Source organism: Corynebacterium sp. HMSC074C04, assembly GCF_001838295.1.
Lineage (GTDB): Bacteria > Actinomycetota > Actinomycetes > Mycobacteriales > Mycobacteriaceae > Corynebacterium > Corynebacterium amycolatum.
The window spans coordinates 367157-390956 of the sequence record NZ_KV836272.1 but is presented as its reverse complement, the minus strand read 5'-3'; the positions used below and the strand labels follow the sequence as shown (position 1 = coordinate 390956).

Below are 23800 nucleotides of genomic sequence, written 5' to 3'. Positions count from 1 at the left end.
AAACGGGGTGGTCGTCCACCTGCGTACGCACCATCGAATGACCTTTCCGGCTAGAGCGCAGCTAGTCATGGCGACTAATCCATGTCGGTGTGGGGCGGCATATGCCAGCGAATGCACCTGTTCTAGTGCTGAGCGAGCCAAACACGGTCGTGCATTATCGGGGCCGCTTCGCGATCGCATGGATCTCAACGTGACGCTGAGTCCTGCCGGGGCCAATCTGGGCATCAGAAACAAAGCAGACAATGAGCCCTCGGCGGCCGTTCGTGAGCGGGTACAGGCCGCACGTGACCGTGCCTGCCGCCGATGGCAGGGCTTGGGTCTTGCCGACGAAGTGGCCGTCACCAACGCGAGCGTGCCACGTTCGCTTCTCCGTCGTCACGCGGGCCTGGACGAGGAGGCGATGGCGCTATTGGACTTCCAACTGAGAAAAGGAGAGATTACCCAGCGGGGAGTGGACAAAGTAATCGCAGTGGCGTGGACACTTGCAGATCTCGAGGGGATAGACGCGTTTACCTTCGAGCACGTGCAACGTGCCTGCAAGCTGCACGACCGCGAGGGCGGCTAATACAACCGAACCATTATCAAGGGGGAGAAAATGGACGAAATTCACGCGTGGGCCTATCTGAATCGTGTGGTAGAGGCGACGCATCCGCAGATTGTGCGACTCGTGACGGAGTTTGGGCCGGTAGAGGTAGCGGAGAGGATCAAGGTTCGCGCCGGGCTGCCGGAAGGTCTACTCAATACGACGCAGGCACGAGCCGAGGTTGACCAGAGTGGCCACGATCTAGAGCTGGCGGCAGCGATGGGTTGGCGCCTTATTTATCCGCGACACCCAGAGTGGCCGGGGAGCTGCTGTCCTGCTTTACGACGCTCGAAGTCCGTGACCGCGCCGATGCGCCACCACTTGCGCTGTGGGTTCGTGGCCGTGACTTGCGGGAGATGCTCAGTGAAGCGGTGGCGATTGTCGGAACGCGGATGGCCAGCAGCTACGGGACACAAGTGGCGGCCCAATTCGCGGGGCAGTTCGCGAATGCGGGAGTTAGTGTCATCAGTGGTGGTGCGTTGGGGATTGATGCCGCGGCGCATCGTGCTGCGCTCGACGCTGGCGGCACTACGGTTGTGGTCGGAGCGGGTGGTGTAGGGGTTGACTATCCGCGGGCGCATGCAGAACTCTTCGACCGGATTGCAGAGCGGGGTGCGCTGGTCACGGAGTATCCACCGGGAGTGCGACCTGCGCGACATCGGTTCTTGACTAGGAATCGGCTGGTAGCGGCCCTATCACGAGCAACCACAATCGTCGAGGCGGGCTGGCGTTCAGGGGCGCGCAACACAGCGAACTGGGCAGTGAGGCTAAACAAGCCCTTGGGAGCAGTGCCGGGACCGGTGACGCTGCAAACAACCTCTGGCTGTCATGACCTAATCCGCAGTGGCGAGGCTGTACTGGTGTGTAGTGCCGACAATGTGCGGTCGCTGTATCGGTCAGTTGGCACAGTGAATGAGGATGCTCAGCTCGAATTGTTGTGGGAAAAGTCGGCGGTGCAGAAGCTTTCTCGAAACGAGCTCGCTGTCTACGACTCCCTGAATTCTGCGGAGCCAACACCAGTGGGAAAAGTCGCGGCACAGGCGGGATTAGCCATAGCGCTTACGACACATTTGTTGTTAGAGCTGCAGGGACAGGGGCTGACCAATCGAGTGGAGGGTGGGTGGTTGCGCCAGGAACAGAGGCGTTAGTGAAGTATTAGTAAAACCTTCTGCAAAGAATCTCGAAAAAATCTTGAATTAGGTATTGCAATTCTCTGTACACTCAGTAATATAGGCAAGGCAAGCCTAAGTAACTGTTACGGAAACGGGCTTGTGACATGGGTGAGGCAATAGGGCAGTGGCTCTGGCGAAAGTCGGAGTCACTGCCTTTTTCGCTGTCTGGTGAGGCCTTGCGGCGTGCATCGACTAAGGTCAGAACCGTGAAGCGCGCAACCGATAAAGACGACACGGCTGATCCGGATTTCGGGCTATCCGCCAATATTGAGGCCGTACTCATGGATTTTCTCGATGAGCTGACTTATTCCCGCAGGCTCTCCGGTGCAACCGTCCGCGCCTATCGAGCCGATCTCATCCCCCTCCTCGCCGGCCTGAACCACATCAGTGAACTCTCCACCCCGGTCATCCGTGCGCACCTCGGCGCGAAGCATGCGGAGGGGGCTGCGCGGTCATCGCTGGCTCGCTTAACGACGTCTATTCGGCAGTTCTGTAGTTGGCTTGTAGCTCGGAAACTTCTCGATGCTGATCCGTCGCTGCGGCTGTCAACACCGAAGAAGCATCAGCATCTCCCGGAAGTGCTCTCGCCGGAGAAGGTTGAGGCAGCAATCGAGAAAGTCTCTTCTGAGGACAGTGCAGTAGCGGCACGCGACTTGGCCATCGTGGAATTGTTGTATGCCACTGGGATGCGTGTAGAGGAGCTGTGCAAGGCCGACGTCTCTGATGTGGACTTCTCCCGCCACATCATCTCGGTAGTGGGTAAGGGTAACAAGCAGCGCATCGTGCCCTTTGGGATGCCAGCGGAGGCGGTGCTCAAAGGCTGGCTCCAGGTGCGTGGAAACTTTCATGCTTCCGCACAGGCTGAACATGCGCTTTTTCTCGGTGTGCGTGGAGGTAGGTTGAATCCGCGGCAGGCGCGCCGAGTTATTCATAAATGGGCTGATGTTTCACCGCATGCGCTTCGGCACTCTGCGGCCACGGCCATGGTGGAAGGTGGCGCTGACTTGCGTGTGGTGCAGGAGATGCTCGGCCATTCGAGTCTGGCGACCACACAGATTTATACCCACGTCTCAGCGGACCGCCTCCGTGAAGTACATAAGCGGGCACATCCGCGCGCTTAACTGCGCACGGACTTGAGCACGATTGGCCTCCGCTGTATCAAATCCAGCGGATTGAGATAGTCCTTGCCACGCAGCGCACCCCAATGCAGGCCCGGTTCGGGATGATTGGCGCTGACCACAAGATGGCCAATCACCTGGCCTGCGGCCACGCGGTCTCCCTTTTCTAGTGCGGTATCTATGGGCTGATAGGTTGTGCGGATGCCATCGGCGTGCATGATCGACACGGAAGTCATTCCGGCAATAGAACCGGCGAAATGCACCACACCGGGCGCTGAGGCGCGGATTGGCTGGCCCGGGGAGGCGTTCAGGTCAACTCCGCGGTGTCCAGGCTGCCAGCGTTTTTCCGGTGGGGCGTAGTCGCGTAGAACTTTGCCGTGGACAGGGAAGGTATGTGCAATAGTGGATATTGGTTCGCCGGTAGCTGCAGGTGGGCTTGGGGGTGTTGTTAGCGCGACAGCGAGCACGAATAGCGCTAATGTGCGCATTAGCGAGCGCCTGAAACTCTGCTTGGTCGTCATGCGCGATAGTGTGGCGGACGCTGCACTCGTCGACAAGCGGCAGTGCATTGCAAACGGTTCTAGCTGTGGATGACTTTTTGCCCTGTGGATAGTAGGGTGTGTCAGATATTGCGACCTGCGCGATGTATCAGATAAGATTACGCTCGCGGTGTCTGCCTTAATGGGCGGTCATTAGCACAAAGACTACGCGCGCGACCCATTCCGGCTGGTTCACGGGTGCTCGGCAGGATATCTGTCGGGTGTGAGGCAGCGGGGGAGCGCTAGGGCACAGGGAAAGCCTGTGCGTGAACTGTAACCACCTATATCGGATAAGAAAGGAAGGGAAGCAGCCGCAGCCCTAGTCAGGCTGGACGTGAGAATCTTCCCTGAATATGACATGGCTGTTGTATCCATGCGAGAACTGCTCGATGCAGGTGTCCACTTCGGTCACCAGACCCGTCGTTGGAACCCGAAGATGAAGCGTTTCATCTTCACCGAGCGCAATGGTATCTACATCATCGACCTGCAGCAGACCCTGACCTACATCGACGAGGCTTTCGAGTTCGTCAAGGAGACTGTCGCTCACGGTGGCAACATCCTGTTCGTCGGTACCAAGAAGCAGGCTCAGGAAGCCGTTCAGAACGAGGCGGAGCGCGTTGACATGCCGTACGTCAACCACCGCTGGCTCGGCGGTATGTTGACCAACTTCGCCACCGTTTCCAAGCGCCTGGCTCGCCTGAAGGAGCTTCAGGCAATGGACGCTGCTGAAAACGGATACGAGGGTCGCGGCAAGAAGGAAATCCTGATGCTGACCCGTGAGCGCACCAAGCTGGAGCGCACCCTGGGTGGCATTCGCGACATGTCCAAGGTTCCGTCCGCACTGTGGATTGTTGACACCAACAAGGAGCACATCGCTGTCTCCGAGGCTAAGAAGCTGGGCATTCCGGTTGTTGCCATCCTGGACACCAACTGCGACCCGGATGACGTTGATTTCCCGATCCCGGGCAACGACGACGCAATCCGCGCTGCTTCCGTGCTGACCCGCATCATCTCCACCGCTGTTGAAGAGGGCCGCAAGGCTCGCGCTGAGCGCGAGGCCAACGCTGCTCGCGAAGCAGCAGGCGACGCTCCGATTGAGTCCGCCGCTGAGAACACCGACCAGGCTGCAGAGATGGACGCCGAGGGCTCCGCTGCAACTGAGACGGCATCCGCTGAGTAAAGCTGAGCTTTCTAACCACCACAAGTTCTAACCACCACAAGGAGGAACGCCCAGCATGGCGAATTTCACTGCTGCTGACGTCAAGAAGCTCCGTGAGCTGACCGGCTCCGGCATGAAGGCTTGTAAGGACGCACTCGTCGAGACCGACGGCGATTTCGACAAGGCTGTCGAGATCCTGCGCATTAAGGGCGCAAAGGACGTCGGCAAGCGTGCAGAGCGCACCGCTGCCGAGGGCCTGATTGCTGTTTCTGGTAGCACCATGGTCGAGGTCAACTCCGAGACCGACTTCGTTGCCAAGAACCAGGAGTTCATCGACTTCGCCAACAAGGTCGCCGACGCTGCCGCAGCAGTCAAGGCAAACTCCCCGGAAGAGCTCGCAGCAGCTGACCTCGACGGTCAGACCGCAGCTGAGGCTACCCAGGAGCTCTCCGCAAAGATCGGTGAGAAGCTGGAGCTGCGTCGCGCTGCTACTCTCGAGGGCGACAACATCGCTGTCTACCTGCACCGCCGTGCAGCAGACCTGCCGGCAGCTGTCGGTGTTCTGGTTGCTTACACCGGTGAGGGAGAGGGCGCTGCAGAGACTGCTCACGCAGCAGCTATGCAGGTTGCCGCTCTGAAGGCTCAGTACCTGTCCCGCGAGGATGTCCCGGCTGACCGCGTCGAGGCAGAGCGCGCTGTCTACGAGAAGATTACTCGCGAAGAGGGCAAGCCGGAGCAGGCTATCGCCAAGATCGTCGAGGGCCGTCTGAACGGCTTCTACAAGGACGTTGTTCTGCTGGAGCAGCCTTCCGTCGCTGACAGCAAGAAGACCGTTAAGCAGCTCATGGAAGAGGCTGGCGTTACCCTGACCGGTTTCGTCCGCTTCGAGGTTGGTCAGCACTAATTCGCTGTAATTTGTGCTCTAACCTCTAGCTGCTAGCTAGTGTGAATGCCCCATCCGATTGCTTCGGGTGGGGCATTTTGCTGCCATGTTGCAGACAATGCGGAGCGTCAAGTGTGCCTTGCTGTCGTGACCGGGTAGACTCGTCTGCGACTTTTTAAACGGTGTGAGAAAGGTGCATGGTCATGGCAGAATCTGTCGAGCGCAATGGCTTCAAACGTGTGATGCTCAAGCTGGGTGGTGAAATGTTCGGTGGCGGCAAGGTTGGCGTTGACCCGGACGTGGTGCAAAACGTTGCCCGACAGATTGCGGAAGTTTCCCGAAAGGGCGTCGAGGTCTGTGTCGTCATCGGCGGAGGTAACTTCTTCCGTGGCGCACAGCTTCAGCAGCGCGGCATGGACCGCGCACGCTCTGACTACATGGGCATGCTGGGCACGGTCATGAACTGCCTGGCTCTGCAGGACTTCCTCGAGCAGGAGGGCGTGGACTGCCGCGTTCAAACTGCAATCAATATGGCACAGGTCTCGGAGCCGTACCTGCCGTTGCGTGCTAAGCGCCACCTGGAGAAGGGCCGCGTGGTCATCTTTGGTGCAGGTATGGGTATGCCGTACTTCTCCACCGACACCACCGCCGCCCAGCGCGCCCTGGAGATTGGCTGCGAGGTGCTGCTGATGGCCAAGGCCGTTGACGGTGTCTACTCGGCCGACCCACGTGAGGTGCCGGACGCAGAGCTGTTCGACGACATCACCCACCGTGAGGTTCTGGAACGCGACCTGCGCGTTGCGGATGCCACCGCTTTCTCCCTGTGCATGGACAACAACATGCCGATTCTCGTGTTTAATCTGCTTACCGACGGAAACATTGCGCGCGCGGTAGCCGGTGAGCAAATCGGTACTCTCGTCCACAGCTGATAAATTTGTTCGTAATACGTTCTTTCCACAGAGCGCTCTAGAACTATCTAGAACCCGCGTAGAAACCCGAGGTTAAAAACACAATGATTGATGAAGTCCTGCTTGACTGTGAAGAAAAGTACGGTAGCTCCGTAGAACACTGCCGCGAGGAGCTGACCCACATTCGCACTGGCCGTGCGAACCCGGCGATGTTCAACGGCGTTATTGCGGAGTACTACGGTGTTCCGACTCCGATTACCCAGATGGCTACCATTTCGGTTCCAGAGCCGCGCATGCTGCTGATTAAGCCGTATGAGCTGAGCGTCATGGGCGACATCGAAAACGCGATTCGCAACTCCGACCTGGGGGTGAACCCGACTAATGATGGCCAGGTCCTGCGCGTAACTATCCCGCAGCTGACCGAGGAGCGCCGTCGTGAGATGGTTAAAGTTGCCCGCTCGAAGGGCGAAGACGCCAAGATCGCGATTCGCAATGTCCGTCGTAAGGGCATGGAAACTCTGAAGAAGATTCAGAAGGACGGCGATGCTGGCGAGGATGAGGTGCAGGCAGGCGAAAAGGAGCTGGACCAGGTCACCAAGAACTACGTCGAGCAGGTGGACTCCTTGGTTGAACGCAAGGAAGCGGAACTGATGGAGGTTTAGGCCTTCATATTCAACCGGGAGAGGGGATTTGAGGCGCCAATGCCAACGTCGAAGCCAGCGTCCAATAAGGAACGTGTTCTAGACGAACTACGGCTTATTAAGCCACGCAACTCAGCAGGCCGGAACCTGTCGGTTGCAATCACGGTGGGCGTAGCACTTGGTGCAGTCGTCATCATCAGCTTGTTGCTGGGGTCGCTCGCATGGACCGTTCTGGTCGCCGGGGCGGTTGGTCTCGCAACCTGGGAGGTCTGCGAGCGGCTCCGTGAGTCCGATTGGCAGGTCCCTCGCCCGGTTCTGATTCTCGGCGGACAGCTGATGGTGTGGTTGTCCGCCTACTGGGGGATTGACGGTTTGGTGATGGGCCTGGCCGCGACCCTGATGCTCTTGCTGGTCGTCCGCCTGTTCTTACACGGGATGGCCGAAGCACCACGGAACTGGCTGCGAGATGTCGCAGTCGGAGTTTTCGTGGTGATGTGGATTCCGTTCTTTGCCGCGCTAGCTGTGCAGCTGGTACGCATGGACAATCCCTGGGGGGTTGATCCGCGTCTGGTCATTGTGACCTTCATGATTGGCGTTATTTCAAATGACGTCGGAGGCTATGCCGCTGGTGTAATGTTCGGAAAGCATCCGATGGCCCCAAAGGTAAGCCCTAAAAAATCCTGGGAAGGGTTCGGCGGCTCTCTTGTACTCGCCACCATTACTGGAGCGCTCTGTGCGATCTTTATGTTGCACGCGCCGTGGTGGCAGGGCATCGTGCTGGGCATCGCCCTGGTTATCTCGGCTACGCTTGGTGACCTGATGGAGTCCCAGTTCAAACGAGATCTGGGGATTAAAGATATGTCCTCGATTTTGCCGGGCCACGGCGGTCTGATGGACCGCCTGGATGGCATGCTGCCATCAGCCGCGATGACGTGGCTGATATTGCAGCTATTCAGCCTAGTTTAATTTGGCTGGTTCAATCGGCCTTTAGTTGCCGCCCTTACGAATCTGGCGGCGCAGATCAAACATTCGCCAGCCACCGATGAGTGCGGTGATGAGGGCGCCGAGGATGGCAGCGAACAGCATTCCGACGCCGACTGGGAAGTTCCAGGTCCAGCCGAACAGGTTTAGTGCGGTCTCCTGCTGATTCTGCAGAATGAACACCAGCAGTACGATCAGCAAAACTGCACTGATGACCAGGCCAACCCACATCGAGCCCGCGGTAGTCTTTTTCACCTTGCGCCGGCCAGGGGCGGGCGCTGGCTCCGGTGCGGAGTCCTTCTCTGTCGGTGCGTCAACGACTGGCTCTGGAAGGTTGTCCTGCTCAGGTGCAGGAGCCACGGAATCATTTGGGGAGTGCGACGGAGCATCATCGAAAAGCGGACTGTCGTTATTCGGCTGATTAGCGTTAGTCATACCTATCATTCAACACGTTTTGGCAGGTATGTACCACTTATAAAGGTCCACTTAGTTGCGGCTGCCGAGTCACTCATTAGACCAAAACCGTCATTACATGCGAAAATGGGTGCTATCATGGCATCTTCACTTCCAATCGTTCTTAAAGCTCCACGTCGCGGCATGCCCGCGACCCATTTTGCGGACCTCGATGTTGAGGAACGGAAAGCTGCGGTCAAGGAACTGGGCCTGCCGGCCTTCCGTGCCGATCAGATTGCCCGGCACTATTACGGTCGGCTCGAGGCTGACCCTATGACGATGACTGATCTGCCGGAAGCAGATCGTCAAAAGGTCAAGGACAGTCTCTTCCCACCTCTGTTGACTCCCGTTCGCCACATCACCTGTGACGACGGCGAGACCCGTAAGACTCTGTGGCGTGCAGGTGACGGTACGCTGCTGGAATCCGTGCTGATGAAGTATCCGGGGCGTGCGACCCTCTGTATCTCCTCACAGGCCGGTTGCGGTATGGCATGCCCATTCTGTGCGACGGGTCAAGGCGGTCTGCAGCGTAATCTTTCCACCGCGGAGATTGTCGACCAGGTTCGTGAGGCCGCTGCTACTATGGCAGCTGAGGGCTGTCGTCTGACCAACATCGTATTTATGGGCATGGGCGAGCCGCTCGCGAACTACAATCGCGTTCTCGCCGCGGTCCATCGCATCACGCGGCCGTCGCCGCAGGGATTCGGCATCTCGATGCGCAATGTCACTGTTTCTACGGTCGGTTTCGCGCCGAACATCCGACGGCTTGCCGACGAGGACCTGTCAGTGACCCTCGCGGTGTCTCTGCACACTCCGGACGATGAGCTTCGCGATGAGCTGGTACCGATTAACAATCGCTTTACAGTGGCGGAGGTACTTGATGCAGCTCGCTATTACGCAGACAAGACTGGCCGTCGCGTATCTATTGAGTACGCTTTGATTCGCGATATTAATGACCAGGACTGGCGTGCAGACCTGTTGGGCAAGAAGCTCCACAACGCTCTGGGCTCACGTGTCCACGTCAACCTCATTCCGCTTAACCCAACTCCGGGTTCGAAGTGGGATGCCTCCCCGAAGAAGCAGCAGGAGGAATTCGTCCGTCGCGTGCAGGCGCAGGGGGTGCCGTGCACGGTCCGCGATACCCGTGGCAACGAGATTGCGGCAGCGTGTGGTCAGCTGGCGGCTGAAGAGGTTTAGTCGCTGAATAGCAAAAGATCCGCACCGAATTCGGTGCGGATCCTTTTGTGCGCTGTCGCTATAGAGCTGTTAGGCCAGACTTTCTGCAAAAGTGGCTAACTCTACTGGTTCTGTCCTTCCGGCAGGCGGTTCCAGGAGCGCAGCTGGGAGTCGGTCAGGTTAGCGTAGACACCAGTGCCATTAACCTGGTCACGTGCCCACTCCGGCTCAATGTGGCCTTCCGGCTTGTTGTGACCGGTAACGGTGCGGACCTGGGAACCCTGCGGGGCGAACAGCTGCAGCAGCAGCCCAATGGCAATAAGGGCAGCAATGGCGACCAGCCACCAGTTCTCGACGTTGCCCTTGTGGTTACCGATGGTCATGCCCAGCAGGAAGATCACAGAAATCCAGCCGGCCTTCTGCATAGCGCTCTTGCTAATGCCGTGCCAGCCCCACTTCGCCGACGGCTCGTCGAGGGTGCTGACGCCGCGGTAAATCTCTTCCTTTGGCTCGTGGTTGCTCACTTGAAAGTCCTCCTGTTAACACTTTCGGCGAATTGCACTCTATATGCACTTCAGTCTATCTGCGATTTTGCTGAAAGCGACTGAGCGCATTTTCAGACAATCTTGAGTATCGGGTGTAAGGATACCTTAGAACTTGCTGAAATTGGGACTTCGCCCGGCTGGAAACTCTCCGGCGGTGTTCTGGTTTGCCCAAAGTGGGGGTAGGGTGAGCACTCGTGACATTTCTTCTTGGAGTTTTACTCTTCGCAATCGGCATCGCGGTGACAATCGCCCTTCACGAATGGGGCCATCTCACCGCAGCTCGACTGTGTGGAATGCAAGTGCGTCGGTACTTCATTGGCTTCGGCCCAACGCTGTTTTCCTTCAAGCGGCATCACGCTGCGGCAGGAGGGCATGACACCGAGTATGGAGTAAAGGCAGTTCCGTTTGGCGGATTCTGCGACATCGCAGGTATGACCGCTATGGATCCAATCGATCCTGCCGAAGAGCCCTACGCTATGTACAAGAAGCCGTGGTGGCAGCGCATTATCGTGATGCTCGGTGGGGTGGCGATGAACCTCATCGTGGGATTCATCATTCTTTACTTCATCGCAGTGACGTGGGGTTTGCCCAATATGGGTAAGGAAATGGCCCCGCGCATTCAGGCGGTACAGTGCGTCTCGCCGGCACAGCGGGCCGACGGCACTCTGGAACCCTGCACTGGTTCCGGTCCTGCAGAGCGCGCAGGGCTACGTGCCGGAGATGTGATTGAGAAGATCAATGGCACCAAGATTACGTCCTACCCCGAGGCTGTGTCTCTTATCGGCAGCTCTGCAGGTGGCGACATCAAAATGACCATCGACCGCAATGGCAGCACCCAGACGGTCACGGTCACCCCGGAAGTCGTCAAACGCAAGACTAACGACGGCCAGGACATCGACCAGCCAGCGATTGGTATCGCCTTCCAGCGACCAGAGACTATCCTCCACGAGTACAACGCAGTGACCGCCATCGGCGGTGCGGCCAGCTTCACAGGCAGTCTTTTTGGGGCGGTTTGGAACGGGCTGCTCTCCATCCCGGAGAAGGTTCCCGGTGTGGTTGCGTCCATCTTCGGTGCTCAGCGTGACCCGGCCAGCCCAATGAGCGTCGTCGGTGCTTCGCGTGCCGGCGGTGAATTGGTGGAGATGAACCAGTGGCCTTCATTTTTCCTATTGCTGGCCAACCTCAATTACTTCCTGGCCGTGTTCAACCTCGTGCCGTTGCCGCCACTCGACGGTGGCCACATCGCCGTTGTTATTTATGAACGCATTCGGGACGTGATTCGCAAGGCATTCGGTAAGCCATCGCTTGGGCCTGCCGATTACACCAAACTCATGCCAATTACTATGGCCTTTACCGCGGTTTTGCTGGTCTTCGGCGTTCTGGTCATGGCCGCTGACGTGGTCAATCCAATTGTGCTGAACCGCTGATAGCAGGTTGCGGCGTGCCAGCATCGTCGTAAAGCAAAGCGGTGCTAACGTCAGCCCACATGGAACAAACTTCGCGCCGCAAGCCCCTGCTTCGCAGTATCTCGGCTGTGGCAATTACGGGTCTGGTGTTGTCATCCGCCGCGTGTACGCCGCGGCCTGACACCGGGCGCGAGGTGCTAGAGGAATTCCTGGGGGCGCTGGCGGGAGGGGACATTGCTAAGGCTGCGGCACTGACTGATCACCCGGACTCCGCTGAAGGAGATCTGAAGGCGGCCACTGCCGGACTCCAGCCGGAGGGGCTTGAGTATGAGATTGCGGGTATCGATTCCAGCTCGAACCAGTCCTCGGCGGAAGTCGCCATGAATTGGCAGCTACCGCATCAGCGACGCTGGGGATATGACACCACTTTCACATTGACCAAGACTGAGACTGGGCAACGGGATTGGGCATTGCGCTGGTCGCCAGCATCCCTGCATCCACAGCTGGGGCGTAACCAACACCCAGAATTGCGCACTATCGCAGCTCCACGTCCGTCTGTGGTTGGCTCGGACGGTGCGGCCTTGCTCGAGCCAGGGACTGTGCACCGGGTAATTCTCCATCGTGATGGGGCGGAGAATGTGCAGTCGTCGATTAATCGGGCGGCGACGGTCATCAATAATGAAATGCCGGAAGACGGTCCGAAGCTTGACGCACGCGCTGTGGGGGAGCAGGCGAGCGGCGGAAAGGGTAATTTTTCGCTGATCGTGTTGCCGGCATCCACGCCACAGCGTGTCAAAGATGATCTCGCTGACATTGATGGAATTTCGGTTAACGATGAAGCCGCTATGGTGCGACCCGACCCGGGGTTCGCGCCCGATTTGATGAGTCGCGTGGAAAGACTAGTGGACACCGGTGATCACGGTGCCGATGGCTGGAATATCGTGGCGGCCAACGAGGGCGGAGCCGTCGTCGACACCCTCTATGAGGTGTCTCCGGATGTAGCGCCGGCGGTGCAGGCATCAATTAGTAAAAAGGTGCAGGACGCAGCGCAAAAGGCCGTCGATACTCGGCAAGATGCTAAGGCAATGCTGGTGGCTGTGCAGCCGTCGACCGGCAAGATTCTGGCGGTAGCCCAGACGGCGGAAGCAGATAAGGACGGCGACCTTGCGCTGATGGGACAGTTCCCGCCGGGATCGACGTACAAGATTGTCACTGCCGCCGCAGGTGTGCAGCACGAGGGGCTAAATGCGGGATCGACTGTGCCGTGCCCAGGTTCGATGGAGATCGGGCCGCGTATTGTCACCAACTACAACGGAAGTGGCGTCGGGAATACCTCGCTGAGCGATGCGTTCGCGCGGTCTTGTAACACCACGTTTGGCAACATCTCTCACAAGTTGGAGCCAGGGCAGTTCAAGGAGGAGTCCAAGAACTTCGGCATCGGCATCAACTATCACATCGCGGGCCTCGACACTATTACCGGCAGCGTGTCTGATGGCAGTGATGAAGTCGAGCGTATCGATGCGGGCTATGGGCAGGGCAATGACTTGGCCAGCCCGTTTGGCATGGCGCTGGTTTCCGCGACGGTGGCGGCCGGACGCACTCCGACACCGTCACTCGTGCCAAGCGCGGGAACCTGGCAGTCGCAGGTATCAAAGCCACTGCCGCCTGAGGTTTTGAATGAGGTTCGCACACTCATGCGGGCGGTGGTCACCTCTGGTACTGGTTCGGCCATTGCCGGTCGAGGTGAAGTCTATGCAAAGACCGGTGAGGCCGAGTACGCTGGCGGCTCCCACGCTTGGTTTACTGGCTACCGCGATGATTTGGCCTTTGCCACGCTTATCGTTGGCGGTGGTGGTTCGGAGCATGCCGTGGCGATTACCGATGCCTTCTTCGCCAATATCGATGAAGGTTCGGGGGACGAGGGCTAGAGCATTTCTGGCTTTGAAACCGGCACAGGCCGAAAGGCTAATCCGGGGGTAGGGGTAGAGTATGTTCCATGACTCAGCGTTCTCCACTTACTCAGCAAAAATCCACTCCAATTCGTACCGTTCCGGCACATATTGAACGGCCGGAGTACGCCTGGAAGGACGAGGTTCAGGAAGGCGTCGGCGAGCCGCTGGTACAGACTCCGGAAGATATTGAAAATATGCGAGAGGTCTCTCGCATTGCTGCCAACGCGTTGGTGGAGGCCGGCAAGGCCGTAGCTCCGGGCGTGACCACGGATGAGATTGACCGGGTGGTGCACGAGTACCTGTTGGATCACGACACCTACCCGTCCACGCTGGGGTACCGCGGTTTTGAGAAGTCGTGCTGCGTGTCTCTCAATGAGATTGTCTGCCACGGTATTCCGGATACTCAGGTTATTGAAGACGGCGATATCGTCAATGTCGACGTCACCGGATACAAGAACGGCGTCCACGGCGACACCAACGCGACTTTCCTCGCCGGCAATGTCTCGGAGGAGCACAGCCAGCTGGTGGAGCGCACTTACAATGCCACCATGCGCGGCATTAAGGTCATCAAGCCGGGCCGTGAGATTAATGTCATCGGCCGCGTGATTGAGTCCTACGCTAAGCGTTTTGGATACAACACTGTTCGGGACTTCACCGGTCACGGTGTCGGGACCACGTTCCATAATGGTTTGATTGTGTTGCACTACGATGAGCCGAGCCAGGATACCATTTTCGAGCCGGGCATGACCTTGACTGTCGAGCCGATGATTAACCTCGGTGAGCTGCCTTACCACATCTGGGATAACGGCTGGACTGTGCAGAATGATGACTTCAAGTTCACCGCTCAGTTCGAGCACACGGTGCTGGTGACCTCCGACGGCTATGAAATCCTCACCCTGCCGGATGAGCAGAACGTGCCAGGCCAGTTCCAGACTGGTTGGAAGCCCGAGGCCTAAGCAGTGCAGGCTCCTGCAGCTCTGATTGCCGGCTGCACCTCAGATGCCGGTAAGTCGGTTCTGGTCGCCGGCATGTGTCGGTTGCTCGCGCGACGCGGAGTGCGCGTCGCGCCCTTCAAGGCGCAAAACATGTCCAACAATTGCGCTGTCACGCTCGACGGCGGCGAGATTGGGCGCGCGCAGGCTCTGCAGGCGTTGGCCTGTGGGCTGGAGCCGGATGTCTCCTTTAACCCGGTGCTTCTCAAGCCGGGCTCGGACCACACCAGTCAGGTGGTGGTGAAGGGCAAGGCTGATGGGCATGCGAGCGCCCTGACGTACCGGTCGCGGAGAAAAGCGCTGCGCGGAGTAGTTGCGGAGACATTGGAAGAGCTGCGGGGGCAGTTCGATGTCGTCCTGTGTGAAGGCGCTGGTAGTCCTGCCGAGGTCAATCTGCGGGAGTCAGACATTGCCAACATGGGGTTGGCAGAGCTCGCTGATTTGCCGGTTGTGGTCGCCGGTGACATTGACCGCGGTGGGGTGCTTGCACATTTCGTCGGCACGCATGCAATTTTGAGCCCCGAAGACCGCGCGCGAATTACCGGTTTTATTGTCAACAAGTTCCGGGGCGATGTTTCGCTGTTGATGCCGGGATTGGACGTAGTGCGTGAGTACACCGGTGTGCCCGTACTCGGCGTGGGGCCGTTTATTCCGGGGCTGTGGATCGATGCGGAGGATTCGCTCGGCACAGTCGCTGGTGCGTCGGTAGGGCCGGCGAACGCACCGCTGGGCACGGAAACGTTGTCCGTGGCCGCCATTCGCTTGCCGCGCGTGTCCAACGCCACCGATATCGAGGCGCTTGCCTGTGAACCAGGGGTACACGTGCAGTGGACGGTCGATCCGTCGGTCGTTGCTCGCGCCGACCTGGTCGTGTTGCCCGGGACGAAGTCGACGGTCGCCGATCTCAAGTGGTTGCGCGAGCGTGGGCTTGACGACGTACTTGAGAACCGAGCCGCCCGGGGGCTACCGCTGATTGGCATCTGCGGTGGGTTCCAAATGCTCTGCACCACCATCACTGACTCGGTGGAGTCGGCAGCCGGGACCGTGAACGGGCTTGGCGTGTTCGATACCGACATTGAATTCGCGGGGACGAAGACACTGGTGAGTCACCCGGATGGCTCGTACGAAGTGCACAATGGACAGGTTGTGCGAAGCAGTGAACATCCTTTTATCACTGAGCCTGAAGAAGAAGGGGCGCGGCGTGGCATGGTGATGGGTACGCACCGCCACGGCTACCTGGAAAATGATCAGGCGCGCCGTGAGTTGCTGATGGAAGTGGCAGTTGCCGTCGGTCGGGACGGCTTCGAGGTCAGCTCTACTACTTCGTTTGCCGCAGAACGGCTGTGGCAGGTCGACATGTTGGCCGATGCAGTCGAGGAGTACCTGGCTGGGCCGGCATTGGCCCAGGCCACAGGTATTGAGCAGCTAGGCTAGTTATCGAACTCCAGGCCCAGAATCGCGTTTTCAATCAGCTCGGGCAGCGCTGGGTGAATCCAGTGCTGGCCTGTGACAACTTCGCGCACATCCATCTCGAAGCTCATCATCTGGATGCACTGCTGCACTAGAGTGGCAGCCTGCTCGCCGATGAAGTGCGCACCCAGCAGGCGGCCGGTGGCGCGGTCCGCAATCAGTTTGGCAAAGCCGTCGCGATCCTCCAGTGCCCAGCCGTAGGCAACGTCGCCGTAATTCTGTACCTTCACGGTAATGTCCGTGCCATTTTCCGCAGCCCAGGCGCAAGCTTCGTCCTCGGTCATACCGACCTGACCGATCTGCGGATGTGAGAAGACTGCCGACGGAATGTAGCGGTGGTCAAATTCACGCAGGTCGGACGGGTTCAGCACGTTGTGGAAGACCACCTTGGCCTCATGGTTGGCGATATGCTTCAGCTGGTACGGGCTAGAGACATCGCCCAGCGCCCACACACCTTCGGCTGAGGTGCGACCGTACTGGTCAACCTTGATGCGACCATCGTCGTGCATCTCCACACCACCGGCTGCAAGATCCATACGGTCACCGTTGGGGATGCGTCCGGTTGCCACTAGCAGGGCATCGGCTGCGAGCTCCGTGCCGTCGTCAAGCGTGGCCGTGACGATCTCGCCCTCCTGGGAGAGTTCAGTGATGGAGGTGTTCATACGGATGTCAATGTCGCGGGCGGCAACCTCGTGGAAACGCTCGGAGATAGCGGCATCGGAGCCACGCAGCATGACATCGGAGCGCACCAGCATGTGCACCTTCGTACCGAAGGATGCGAAGACGTGCGCGAACTCGCTAGCGATGTAGCCACCGCCGACGACAATCATTTCGCGCGGAAGCTTGTCGACGCGCATGATGTTCTCGTTGGTGTAGTAATCCACCCCGGACTGTGTGATGAGGCTCGGGACATGCGGGCGGGATCCTGCAGCGATGATGATGTTGTCGGCTGTGATGTCGACAATTTCCTCGCCGATGCCAGTGCGAATAGTGCGGGGGCCGACGAACGTTGCGTGGCGGTCGTAGACATCGATATTGGGAGTCTCGTCCCCGCGGCGGTATGCCTCGCCGCCGTCGGCAATCTGGTCGACTCGCTGGGCGAAAACGCGATCCTGGATTTGCTTGAGATCAACGGAGCTGAAGGTGCCGTGCACGCCCAGGCGGCTGGCCTCGCGGATGTTGCGGGCGGCATCAGCGGCCAGAACGAACATCTTGGTGGGAATGCACCCAACGTTGAGGCAAGTACCGCCGAAACGTCCTTCCTCCACCAGAGCGATACGGACATTGTCGTAGTCCGGGGCTGGAATGGAATTGCCGGACCCTGTTCCGATAATGATGACGTCGTAGTGGCGTGGGGTAGTCTCAGGCGAATTCTCAGTGGTCACAAGCACTCCTAGCATTCTGGTCAAACTAGTTTGGTTCAACCGTACTGAATGCTGATTTATTCCGAGCTCCTATTTTGAGCTGCCTCCCGGCTTGACCGTGGCGAGGAACTGGAAGGTCTCATCAAAAGCGCGATCTAGTGCTTCGGGTTCCGAGAGATACACGTCATGGAGCGCACCCGGAATCGCGACGTTGCGAGCCTGCGGGCCCAGGTGGGCAGTGGCATCGGCAATTTGTTCAGTGTTGAGAACAGAGTCAACGCGACTGAGCTCCGGGATGTAGTCGGAACCGAGAAGGTAGTTGTCCGAGTGGAGGACGAGCGTCGGCACGCCGGTGTCGATACCGCGGCTAACACGTTGCTGGCCGACGATGATGGCATTGAGCCAACGCCAGTTCTTGTCATGGCCAGCCAGCGGCTTGAAAGTGCGGTTGTACTCCCAGCGTCCCTGGTGGTCGGCGCTAATGGATTTGCCATAGCCGCCCGCAGACTGCACCGGAATAAGATTGTTGGGGCGAATCCGCGACATAACGCGAGCCACTAGCGAGTACACGGGAGCCTTTGCCCGGGAAACGTGCAGAGTCAGCCACGGTGAGTTCAAGACGGCAGCCGTGACGGAAATATTGAGTGCTTGCGAGCAATGGCCGCCTGTGCTTCGTAGCCAATCGAGCCAGAGAACGGCAATGAGACCGCCGGTGGAGTGCGCATTAACAGTGACAGTTGTATGACCAGCGTGGTCTAACACCGCGAGTGCGCCGTTGAGATCCTCGAAGTAATTCGTTAAATCGCTGCAGCCATGCCAAGTCTGCCCCGGTTGGTGAGCGCGCCCGCACTTGCGCAGGTCAATGGCGTAAAATGCGTACCCTTCGGAGTGGTAACGCTCTGCCACGTGCCTTTGGAAGAAGTAGTCCGACATCCCGTGGATCCAAAGAACTGCCGGACGCGCTTGGAAGTCGCTTGCCGACGAGTCGGGGCAGTAGCGCACCAAAACCGCGCGTATCGACCCCTCGCCGTCGGGGTCCTGGCCGAGTTCGATGACATGTTGGCTGTAGCCCTCGCCTAGGTTATCGGGGTTAAAGGCGGGGGTAGTGAAATCGGGAATATCGGTAGTCACAGGGTCAAGCCTAGCGCCGATTACCGGGGGTAGTGGGAATGTGTGCCACAATAGATTATGGACTGAGACGGTAGCTCTCTTTTGCGTCTTTAGTTGTGTGTGCGCGCATGTGAGCGAGCGCTAGTTTGAATCACTAATCAAGTTAGTAAGGATGTTGACAGCAAAATGGCTGATAACAAGCTTCCTGCTTCCAGTGGCGACGAGGTAGATGTCGTCCTCATCGGTGCAGGTGTAATGAGTGCGACGCTGGGTGTGCTGCTCAAGGAGCTCGAGCCATCCTGGTCACAGGTTCTGTTCGAGCGTCTCGATCAGCCCGCCAAGGAGTCTTCCTCCCCGTGGAACAACGCTGGTACCGGCCACTCTGCTCTGTGCGAGCTGAACTACACGCCGGAGAAGAACGGCAAGGTCGATGTCACCAAGGCTAAGACCATTAATGAGCAGTTCCAGGTTTCCCGCCAGCTGTGGACCTCGCTGATTGAAAACGGCACCCTGACTGACCCGAAGGAGTTCATCAACCCGGTTGACCACACCACCTTCGCTCAGGGACCGGAGCAGATGGCGTTCATGCGTCGTCGCTACGAGGCACTTGAGAAGGAGCCGTTGTTCCACGGTCAGGAGCTCATTGAGGATCCGGACCGTTTCGCTGAGTACCTTCCGCTGATGTCGGAGGGGCGTGACTTCTCCAAGCCGGTTTCCGCTATTCGTAACCCGAATGGTACGGACGTTAACTTCGGTGCACTGACCAAGCAGTACCTGGCCGCACTGTCCGATATGGGTACTGAGATTCGCTACGGACACGAGGTCACCGGTCTGAAGCGCGACGGTTCCAAGTGGATTGTCACGGTGAAGAACCTGCACACCAAGGACGTTCGCACCCTGGTTGCCAACTTCGTCTTCGTCGGTGCCGGCGGTGACGCGCTGCCGCTGCTGCAGAAGGCTCGTATTAACGAGATTCGTGGTTTCGGTGGCTTCCCAGTCTCCGGCCAGTGGCTGCGCTGCACCAACGAGGAAGTTATTGCCCAGCATGACGCCAAGGTCTACGGTAAGGCTTCCGTCGGCACGCCGCCGATGTCGGTTCCGCACCTGGACACCCGTGTTATCGACGGCAAGCGTGGCCTGCTCTTTGGTCCGTACGCCGGTTGGAACATGAAGTTCCTGAAGAACGGTAACAACCTGGACCTGATTAAGTCTCTGCGTCCGGCCAACCTGCCGTCCATGATGGGTGTTGGTGTCCAGGAGATGGGGCTGACCAAGTACCTGATTACTGAGGTTCTGAAGGACTTCGACGCACGTATCGAGTCCCTGCGTGAGTACGTCCCGAACGCTCGCCCAGAGGACTGGGAGCTGATTGTCGCTGGTCAGCGAGTTCAGGTCATTAAGCCGATGAAGGCTCCGGTCTTCGGTACCCTCGAGTTCGGTACCGCGGTCATCAACTCGTGGGACGGCACCATTGCCGGCCTGATGGGTGCCTCCCCGGGTGCGTCCATCGCCCCGGCCGTGATGATCAGCCTGATTGAGCGCTGCTTCGGTCGCCACATGGGCAAGTGGGCTCCGAAGCTAAAGGAGCTCGTCCCGTCCTACGGCACGCACCTGGCTGATGACCCGGCTCTGTTCAAGGAGGTCTGGGAGGCTTCCCAGAAGACCCTGAAGTTGGAGCGCTAAGCACTCCGCTGAAGAGCTTCAAAGAGTTCAATTAAGCCAACATTTTCTACCCCGCTGTGAGCCATCCGCTCGCAGTGGGGTAGAACTGTGTTTATGGAAAAAATCACGTCAGCTACCACTGCACAAACAGAGCCCACTTTTCCTTTTACTGCGATTGTCGGGCAGCAGCGACTACAGCTTGCGTTGATTCTGACCGCTCTATCCCCGGAGATAGGTGGCGTGGTAATCCGCGGTGAGAAGGGCACAGCCAAGACCACTACGGTCCGCGCGTTGGCACCATTTCTCAGCGGATCGTTGGTGAACCTGCCACTCGGCGCTACGGAAGATCGAGTCGTGGGCTCCATCGATGTGGAGACCGTCCTGACGACCGGACACGCGCAGTTCAATCCGGGCCTACTCAGCGCTGCTGACGGTGGCATTATCTATGTCGACGAGATTAATCTGCTGCCGGATCACCTCGTTGACTCAGTGCTCGATGCCGCAGCCACCGGTCGCGTGGTTGTTGAACGCGACGGCATCTCGCACTCCGCCACCTCCAGGTTCGTGTTGGTCGGCACGATGAACCCGGAAGAGGGCGAATTGCGTCCCCAACTTCTCGACCGCTTTGGTCTCGCCATCGACGTCACCGCCTCCAAGGATCCGGCCGTCCGCGCGGAGATCGTCGCCCGTCGACTCGACTTTGACGCCAATCCGGAGAGCTTTGTCACGCGGTTCGCCACCGACGACGAGGCACTACACGCTCGCATCGATCGCGCACGCACACTGCTTGACGACGTCGAATTGACTCCCAGCATTCTCGGTCAAATTGCCACCGTGTGCGCTGCTTTTGATGTGGACGGGATGCGAGCCGACATCGTCAGTGCACGTACCGCCCGCGCTCACGCTGCATGGCGAGTAGCTGGGGACGAGTCAGCGCAGCCACAACCGGGCAATCCAATTGAGATCACTGCGGAAGACATTAAGGTAGCTGCAGAAATGGCACTGCCGCACCGTCGTCGCCGTGACCCCTTTGATGAACCAGGATTGGACCAGGAGCAGCTCGATGATGCTCTGCAGGATGCAGAGGAGCAGTTCCGAGATGACCAGAATCAGTCAGAGTCGGATCCGGAATCGTATCCAGAGCCCGAGGCTGATCAGGTCTCCCAGTTCGACTCCAACTCCGAACCTCAGGAGCCACAACAGTCGAATTCCGCGGGATTGAAGGGAGGTCGCGCCGCTGAAGGCGCCCCCTTTCGCCGTTCGTAAAATCAGTGTCGACGGCGTCGGCCAAGGAGATTCCGGCCGTCGCTCCAAGGCCATTGGTCCCCGGGGCAGCACCATTGGCGCCGAACGTGGCGGTCATGGTCTCCACGTGCCGGCGACAGTGCTGGCCGCGGCCAATCGTGGTGCCCGCATGGGCAACTCCATGATCCCTCTGAAACCGGAAGACGTTCACGGCGCCATCCGACAGGGAACTGAGTCCAATCTGGTCGTCTTCGTTGTGGACACCTCGGGTTCTATGGCCGCGCGCGACCGTCTGGCAGCCGTCACCGGCGCCGTCACTTCGCTGCTGCGTGATGCCTACCAGAGCCGCGACAAAGTCGCTGTCATTACTTTCCGCGGGAACAGTGCCGAATTGGTTTTACCACCGACCAAGTCTATTGACACCGCAGTACGTCGCCTCGCAGATGTCCGCACTGGGGGCCGAACCCCATTGGCTGGAGGATTGCTGAAGGCACACGAAGTGGTGGTGCGGGAAGCGCACCGGGAGCCCACGCGCCGCGCAATTATGGTGTTGCTCTCCGATGGCCGAGCAACAGGTAAAAATGGGCTGCAGCAGGCGAGGGCCGTGGCCGCAAAGATCCGTCGTCAAGCGTTGGCGGCGACGGTGGTTATCGACTGTGAGCGCGCTCGCGTGCGGCTGGGGTTGGCACAGGAAATGAGTGTGGAGTTGGGTGCCACCTGCATAAACCTCTCAGAACTCAATGCCGAAGCCGTGGCGGGTGTGGTCCATGCCTATCATCGAGACCATGGCACAAGGAAAGCTTGACCCCAAATCAATTCCCAATGATGGACTGACCACCAGGCAGCGTCGCATGATTCCGATTACCGCCGTGCATACGGGCCCAGGTAAAGGCAAGTCCACCGCGGCATTCGGGATGGCGATGCGCGCGTGGAATCAGGGGATGAATATTGGTGTCTTCCAGTTTGTGAAATCGGCAAAGTGGAAGGTTGGCGAGGAAGCTGTCATGCGTCGGCTCGGCGAGCTGCACGACGACACGGGGGAGGGCGGCCCGGTCGAATGGCACAAGATGGGCGAAGGCTGGTCCTGGTCGCGTAAGCAGGGCACCGAGGAGGATCATGCCGCAGCTGCTGCCGAGGGATGGCAGGAGATCAAGCGGCGCCTGGAAAATGAGGTGCACGATTTCTACGTCCTCGACGAGTTCACCTACCCAATCAAGTGGGGTTGGATTGATGTCGACGATGTGGTGGAGACATTGAGGAATCGTCCCGGCCGCCAGCATGTGGTGATGACTGGCCGCGATGCGGATTCGAAGCTGGTGGAGGTCGCGGATCTGGTGACGGAGATGACCAAGATTAAGCATCCGATGGATGTCGGGCGTAAGGGACAAAAGGGCATCGAGTGGTAGCGCCTGGAATTGTCGTTGCGGCGACGGCCTCGGGCACGGGCAAGACCACAATTTCCACTGGTCTTATGCGTGCACTGTCGCGCCGCCACGCGGTGGCACCATTCAAAGTCGGGCCGGATTATATTGACCCCGGCTATCACGGGGTAGCGGCTGGTCGTCCCGGGCGCAATCTGGATTCCTTCATGTGCTCGCCTGAGATGATTGGGCCGCTCTACGCACACGGAGCTGCCGACAGCGATATTGCGGTGGTCGAAGGTGTTATGGGGCTTTTCGACGGCCGCATTGGTGACGACCCGCTATCGGTGGAGGGGTCGACGGCCGAGATTGCCTCGCTGCTGGGACTGCCGGTGGTGTTGGTTATTGATGCCCGGCATATGTCGCAGTCGGCGGCGGCTGTTGTTCACGGTTTCTCCACGCTTCGCACTGATGTCCGTGTCAGTGGCGTGATTATTAATCAGGTGGGCAGCCCGCGGCATGCGGACATCATTACCCGTTCTGTGGAGGCCATGGGTGTCGAGGTGCTCGGCGCGATTCCGCGAGTGACTGATATTGAGGTGCCCAGTAGGCATTTGGGGCTGGTCACTGCAGTCGAGCAGGGTGAGCAGCTAGAAGCGGTCATTGAATCGATGGCCAACTTGGTGGAGACGTACATCGACATCGACCGGATTGTCCAGCTTGCCCGGCAGCCCTATCCAGCTGAGCCATGGGACCCCGCACAGTTCGTTGCACCGCTGGCTACTCAGCGCCGCGTGCGCGTGGCGGTCGCGGCGGGTCCTGCGTTCTCGTTTACCTATGCAGAGCACCGTGAGCTATTGCGGGCTGCTGGAGCCGAGGTCGTGGATTTTGACCCATTGGTTGACGAACTGCCGGAAGCCGAAGGCTACATCGTGCCCGGTGGATTCCCGGAAGAGCATGCCGACGCGCTATCTATTCGCGATGACATTCGCCGCGATTTACGTCAGGCTGCCGACGATGGTGCGCTGATTCACGGCGAATGCGCGGGGCTGCTCTGGCTGCTTGAAGATCTCGGTGGGC

23 protein-coding genes are annotated in these 23800 nt (G+C 58.9%); 18 read left to right on the top strand and 5 right to left on the bottom strand.

From position 1 onward, the window contains the following. From HMPREF3011_RS11400 to HMPREF3011_RS06095, 3 genes are all read left to right on the top strand, one after another. Positions 1-565 (top strand): magnesium chelatase subunit ChlI family protein (locus HMPREF3011_RS11400; protein WP_246821440.1); only part of this gene is annotated, 565 nt, incomplete at its 5' end. 374 nt (positions 566-939) lie between these two features. After that, complete coding sequence (dprA, locus tag HMPREF3011_RS06100; RefSeq protein ID WP_246821547.1) at positions 940-1731, top strand: DNA-processing protein DprA; 792 nt, start codon at positions 940-942, stop codon at positions 1729-1731. Positions 1732-1961: 230 nt separating this feature from the next. Further along, positions 1962-2876: a tyrosine recombinase XerC gene (locus tag HMPREF3011_RS06095; RefSeq protein WP_038629556.1), complete on the top strand. Its 915-nt coding sequence runs from the start codon at positions 1962-1964 to the stop codon at positions 2874-2876. Here HMPREF3011_RS06095 and HMPREF3011_RS06090 read toward each other — a convergent pair. Beyond that, positions 2873-3394, bottom strand: coding sequence for a murein hydrolase activator EnvC family protein (locus HMPREF3011_RS06090; protein ID WP_038629559.1), 522 nt, complete (start codon positions 3392-3394; stop codon positions 2873-2875). The genes HMPREF3011_RS06095 and HMPREF3011_RS06090 overlap by 4 nt on opposite strands. 376 nt (positions 3395-3770) lie before the next feature. Between HMPREF3011_RS06090 and rpsB the strand changes: the two genes are divergently transcribed. The 5 genes from rpsB (at position 3771) to HMPREF3011_RS06065 (ending at position 7969) form a co-directional block, all read left to right on the top strand. Continuing rightward, the gene (gene rpsB / locus HMPREF3011_RS06085) at positions 3771-4592 is read left to right on the top strand and encodes a 30S ribosomal protein S2 (protein ID WP_038628671.1); all 822 of its coding nucleotides are present in this window, start codon (positions 3771-3773) and stop codon (positions 4590-4592) included. Positions 4593-4647: 55 nt separating this feature from the next. Continuing rightward, complete coding sequence (tsf, locus tag HMPREF3011_RS06080) at positions 4648-5475, top strand: translation elongation factor Ts (protein ID WP_038628673.1); 828 nt, start codon at positions 4648-4650, stop codon at positions 5473-5475. 182 nt (positions 5476-5657) lie between these two features. Beyond that, positions 5658-6383: a UMP kinase gene (pyrH, locus tag HMPREF3011_RS06075; RefSeq protein WP_005509726.1), complete on the top strand. Its 726-nt coding sequence runs from the start codon at positions 5658-5660 to the stop codon at positions 6381-6383. Positions 6384-6466: 83 nt separating this feature from the next. Beyond that, complete coding sequence (gene frr, locus HMPREF3011_RS06070; protein WP_038628675.1) at positions 6467-7024, top strand: ribosome recycling factor; 558 nt, start codon at positions 6467-6469, stop codon at positions 7022-7024. Positions 7025-7063: 39 nt separating this feature from the next. Next, entirely contained in the window at positions 7064-7969 is a 906-nt protein-coding gene (locus HMPREF3011_RS06065) for a phosphatidate cytidylyltransferase (protein WP_038628677.1), read from the top strand. 21 nt (positions 7970-7990) lie between these two features. Here the strand turns inward: HMPREF3011_RS06065 and HMPREF3011_RS06060 are convergent, their stop codons facing one another. Then, the gene (locus HMPREF3011_RS06060; protein ID WP_038628679.1) at positions 7991-8419 is read right to left on the bottom strand and encodes a lipopolysaccharide assembly protein LapA domain-containing protein; all 429 of its coding nucleotides are present in this window, start codon (positions 8417-8419) and stop codon (positions 7991-7993) included. Between the two features lie 117 nt (positions 8420-8536). Between HMPREF3011_RS06060 and rlmN the strand changes: the two genes are divergently transcribed. After that, positions 8537-9634, top strand: a complete 1098-nt coding sequence (rlmN, locus tag HMPREF3011_RS06055; protein ID WP_070841288.1) for a dual-specificity RNA methyltransferase RlmN — start codon at positions 8537-8539, stop codon at positions 9632-9634. A gap of 101 nt (positions 9635-9735) precedes the next feature. On the opposite strand, the gene HMPREF3011_RS06050 is transcribed toward rlmN, so the two are convergent. Further along, positions 9736-10137: a DUF2631 domain-containing protein gene (locus HMPREF3011_RS06050; RefSeq protein ID WP_038628682.1), complete on the bottom strand. Its 402-nt coding sequence runs from the start codon at positions 10135-10137 to the stop codon at positions 9736-9738. 215 nt (positions 10138-10352) lie between these two features. On the opposite strand from HMPREF3011_RS06050, the gene HMPREF3011_RS06045 reads away from it, so the two are divergent. From HMPREF3011_RS06045 to HMPREF3011_RS06030, 4 genes are all read left to right on the top strand, one after another. Next, positions 10353-11585 (top strand): M50 family metallopeptidase, encoded by a 1233-nt coding sequence (locus tag HMPREF3011_RS06045; protein ID WP_038628684.1) that lies wholly within the window; start codon positions 10353-10355, stop codon positions 11583-11585. 59 nt (positions 11586-11644) lie between these two features. Then, complete coding sequence (locus tag HMPREF3011_RS06040) at positions 11645-13492, top strand: penicillin-binding transpeptidase domain-containing protein (RefSeq protein ID WP_049181465.1); 1848 nt, start codon at positions 11645-11647, stop codon at positions 13490-13492. 68 nt (positions 13493-13560) lie between these two features. Continuing rightward, positions 13561-14472: a type I methionyl aminopeptidase gene (gene map, locus HMPREF3011_RS06035; protein ID WP_038628686.1), complete on the top strand. Its 912-nt coding sequence runs from the start codon at positions 13561-13563 to the stop codon at positions 14470-14472. Between the two features lie 3 nt (positions 14473-14475). Next, on the top strand, positions 14476-15942 hold the full coding sequence (locus HMPREF3011_RS06030; protein ID WP_070841287.1) for a cobyric acid synthase: 1467 nt from the start codon (positions 14476-14478) through the stop codon (positions 15940-15942). Here the strand turns inward: HMPREF3011_RS06030 and mtr are convergent. Then, positions 15939-17378 carry a mycothione reductase gene (gene mtr, locus HMPREF3011_RS06025; RefSeq protein WP_049181461.1) on the bottom strand — a complete coding sequence of 480 codons (1440 nt, stop codon included), beginning with the start codon at positions 17376-17378 and terminating at the stop codon, positions 15939-15941. The two genes, HMPREF3011_RS06030 and mtr, sit on opposite strands and share 4 nt — an antisense overlap. Before the next feature lie 54 nt (positions 17379-17432). Beyond that, the gene (locus tag HMPREF3011_RS06020) at positions 17433-18473 is read right to left on the bottom strand and encodes an alpha/beta hydrolase (protein WP_038628690.1); all 1041 of its coding nucleotides are present in this window, start codon (positions 18471-18473) and stop codon (positions 17433-17435) included. A gap of 165 nt (positions 18474-18638) precedes the next feature. Here HMPREF3011_RS06020 and mqo point away from each other — a divergent pair, with 165 nt between their 5' ends. From mqo to HMPREF3011_RS05995, 5 genes are all read left to right on the top strand, one after another. After that, positions 18639-20135, top strand: coding sequence for a malate dehydrogenase (quinone) (gene mqo / locus HMPREF3011_RS06015; RefSeq protein WP_038628692.1), 1497 nt, complete (start codon positions 18639-18641; stop codon positions 20133-20135). A 93-nt stretch (positions 20136-20228) separates the two neighbouring features. Next, a complete protein-coding gene (locus HMPREF3011_RS06010) occupies positions 20229-21380 on the top strand; it encodes a magnesium chelatase ATPase subunit I (protein ID WP_070841286.1) in 1152 nt (383 codons plus the stop codon). A gap of 106 nt (positions 21381-21486) precedes the next feature. After that, positions 21487-22164, top strand: coding sequence for a vWA domain-containing protein (locus HMPREF3011_RS06005; protein WP_246821438.1), 678 nt, complete (start codon positions 21487-21489; stop codon positions 22162-22164). Next, entirely contained in the window at positions 22145-22765 is a 621-nt protein-coding gene (cobO, locus tag HMPREF3011_RS06000; protein ID WP_038629567.1) for a cob(I)yrinic acid a,c-diamide adenosyltransferase, read from the top strand. The genes HMPREF3011_RS06005 and cobO overlap by 20 nt, the downstream gene beginning before the upstream one ends. Continuing rightward, on the top strand, positions 22759-23800 hold a 1042-nt coding region (locus HMPREF3011_RS05995), incomplete at its 3' end, for a cobyrinic acid a,c-diamide synthase CobB (RefSeq protein ID WP_070841284.1). The genes cobO and HMPREF3011_RS05995, both read left to right, overlap by 7 nt.

Coding starts and splice junctions, on each gene's coding strand:
- dprA (WP_246821547.1), top strand. CDS start 940: ATGCTCAGTGAAGCGGTGGCGATTGTCGGAACGCGGATGGCCAGCAGC.
- HMPREF3011_RS06090 (WP_038629559.1), bottom strand. CDS start 3,394: ATGACGACCAAGCAGAGTTTCAGGCGCTCGCTAATGCGCACATTAGCG.
- rpsB (WP_038628671.1), top strand. CDS start 3,771: ATGGCTGTTGTATCCATGCGAGAACTGCTCGATGCAGGTGTCCACTTC.
- tsf (WP_038628673.1), top strand. CDS start 4,648: ATGGCGAATTTCACTGCTGCTGACGTCAAGAAGCTCCGTGAGCTGACC.
- pyrH (WP_005509726.1), top strand. CDS start 5,658: ATGGCAGAATCTGTCGAGCGCAATGGCTTCAAACGTGTGATGCTCAAG.
- frr (WP_038628675.1), top strand. CDS start 6,467: ATGATTGATGAAGTCCTGCTTGACTGTGAAGAAAAGTACGGTAGCTCC.
- HMPREF3011_RS06065 (WP_038628677.1), top strand. CDS start 7,064: ATGCCAACGTCGAAGCCAGCGTCCAATAAGGAACGTGTTCTAGACGAA.
- HMPREF3011_RS06060 (WP_038628679.1), bottom strand. CDS start 8,419: ATGACTAACGCTAATCAGCCGAATAACGACAGTCCGCTTTTCGATGAT.
- rlmN (WP_070841288.1), top strand. CDS start 8,537: ATGGCATCTTCACTTCCAATCGTTCTTAAAGCTCCACGTCGCGGCATG.
- HMPREF3011_RS06040 (WP_049181465.1), top strand. CDS start 11,645: ATGGAACAAACTTCGCGCCGCAAGCCCCTGCTTCGCAGTATCTCGGCT.
- map (WP_038628686.1), top strand. CDS start 13,561: ATGACTCAGCGTTCTCCACTTACTCAGCAAAAATCCACTCCAATTCGT.
- mtr (WP_049181461.1), bottom strand. CDS start 17,378: ATGCTAGGAGTGCTTGTGACCACTGAGAATTCGCCTGAGACTACCCCA.
- mqo (WP_038628692.1), top strand. CDS start 18,639: ATGGCTGATAACAAGCTTCCTGCTTCCAGTGGCGACGAGGTAGATGTC.
- HMPREF3011_RS06010 (WP_070841286.1), top strand. CDS start 20,229: ATGGAAAAAATCACGTCAGCTACCACTGCACAAACAGAGCCCACTTTT.
- cobO (WP_038629567.1), top strand. CDS start 22,145: ATGGCACAAGGAAAGCTTGACCCCAAATCAATTCCCAATGATGGACTG.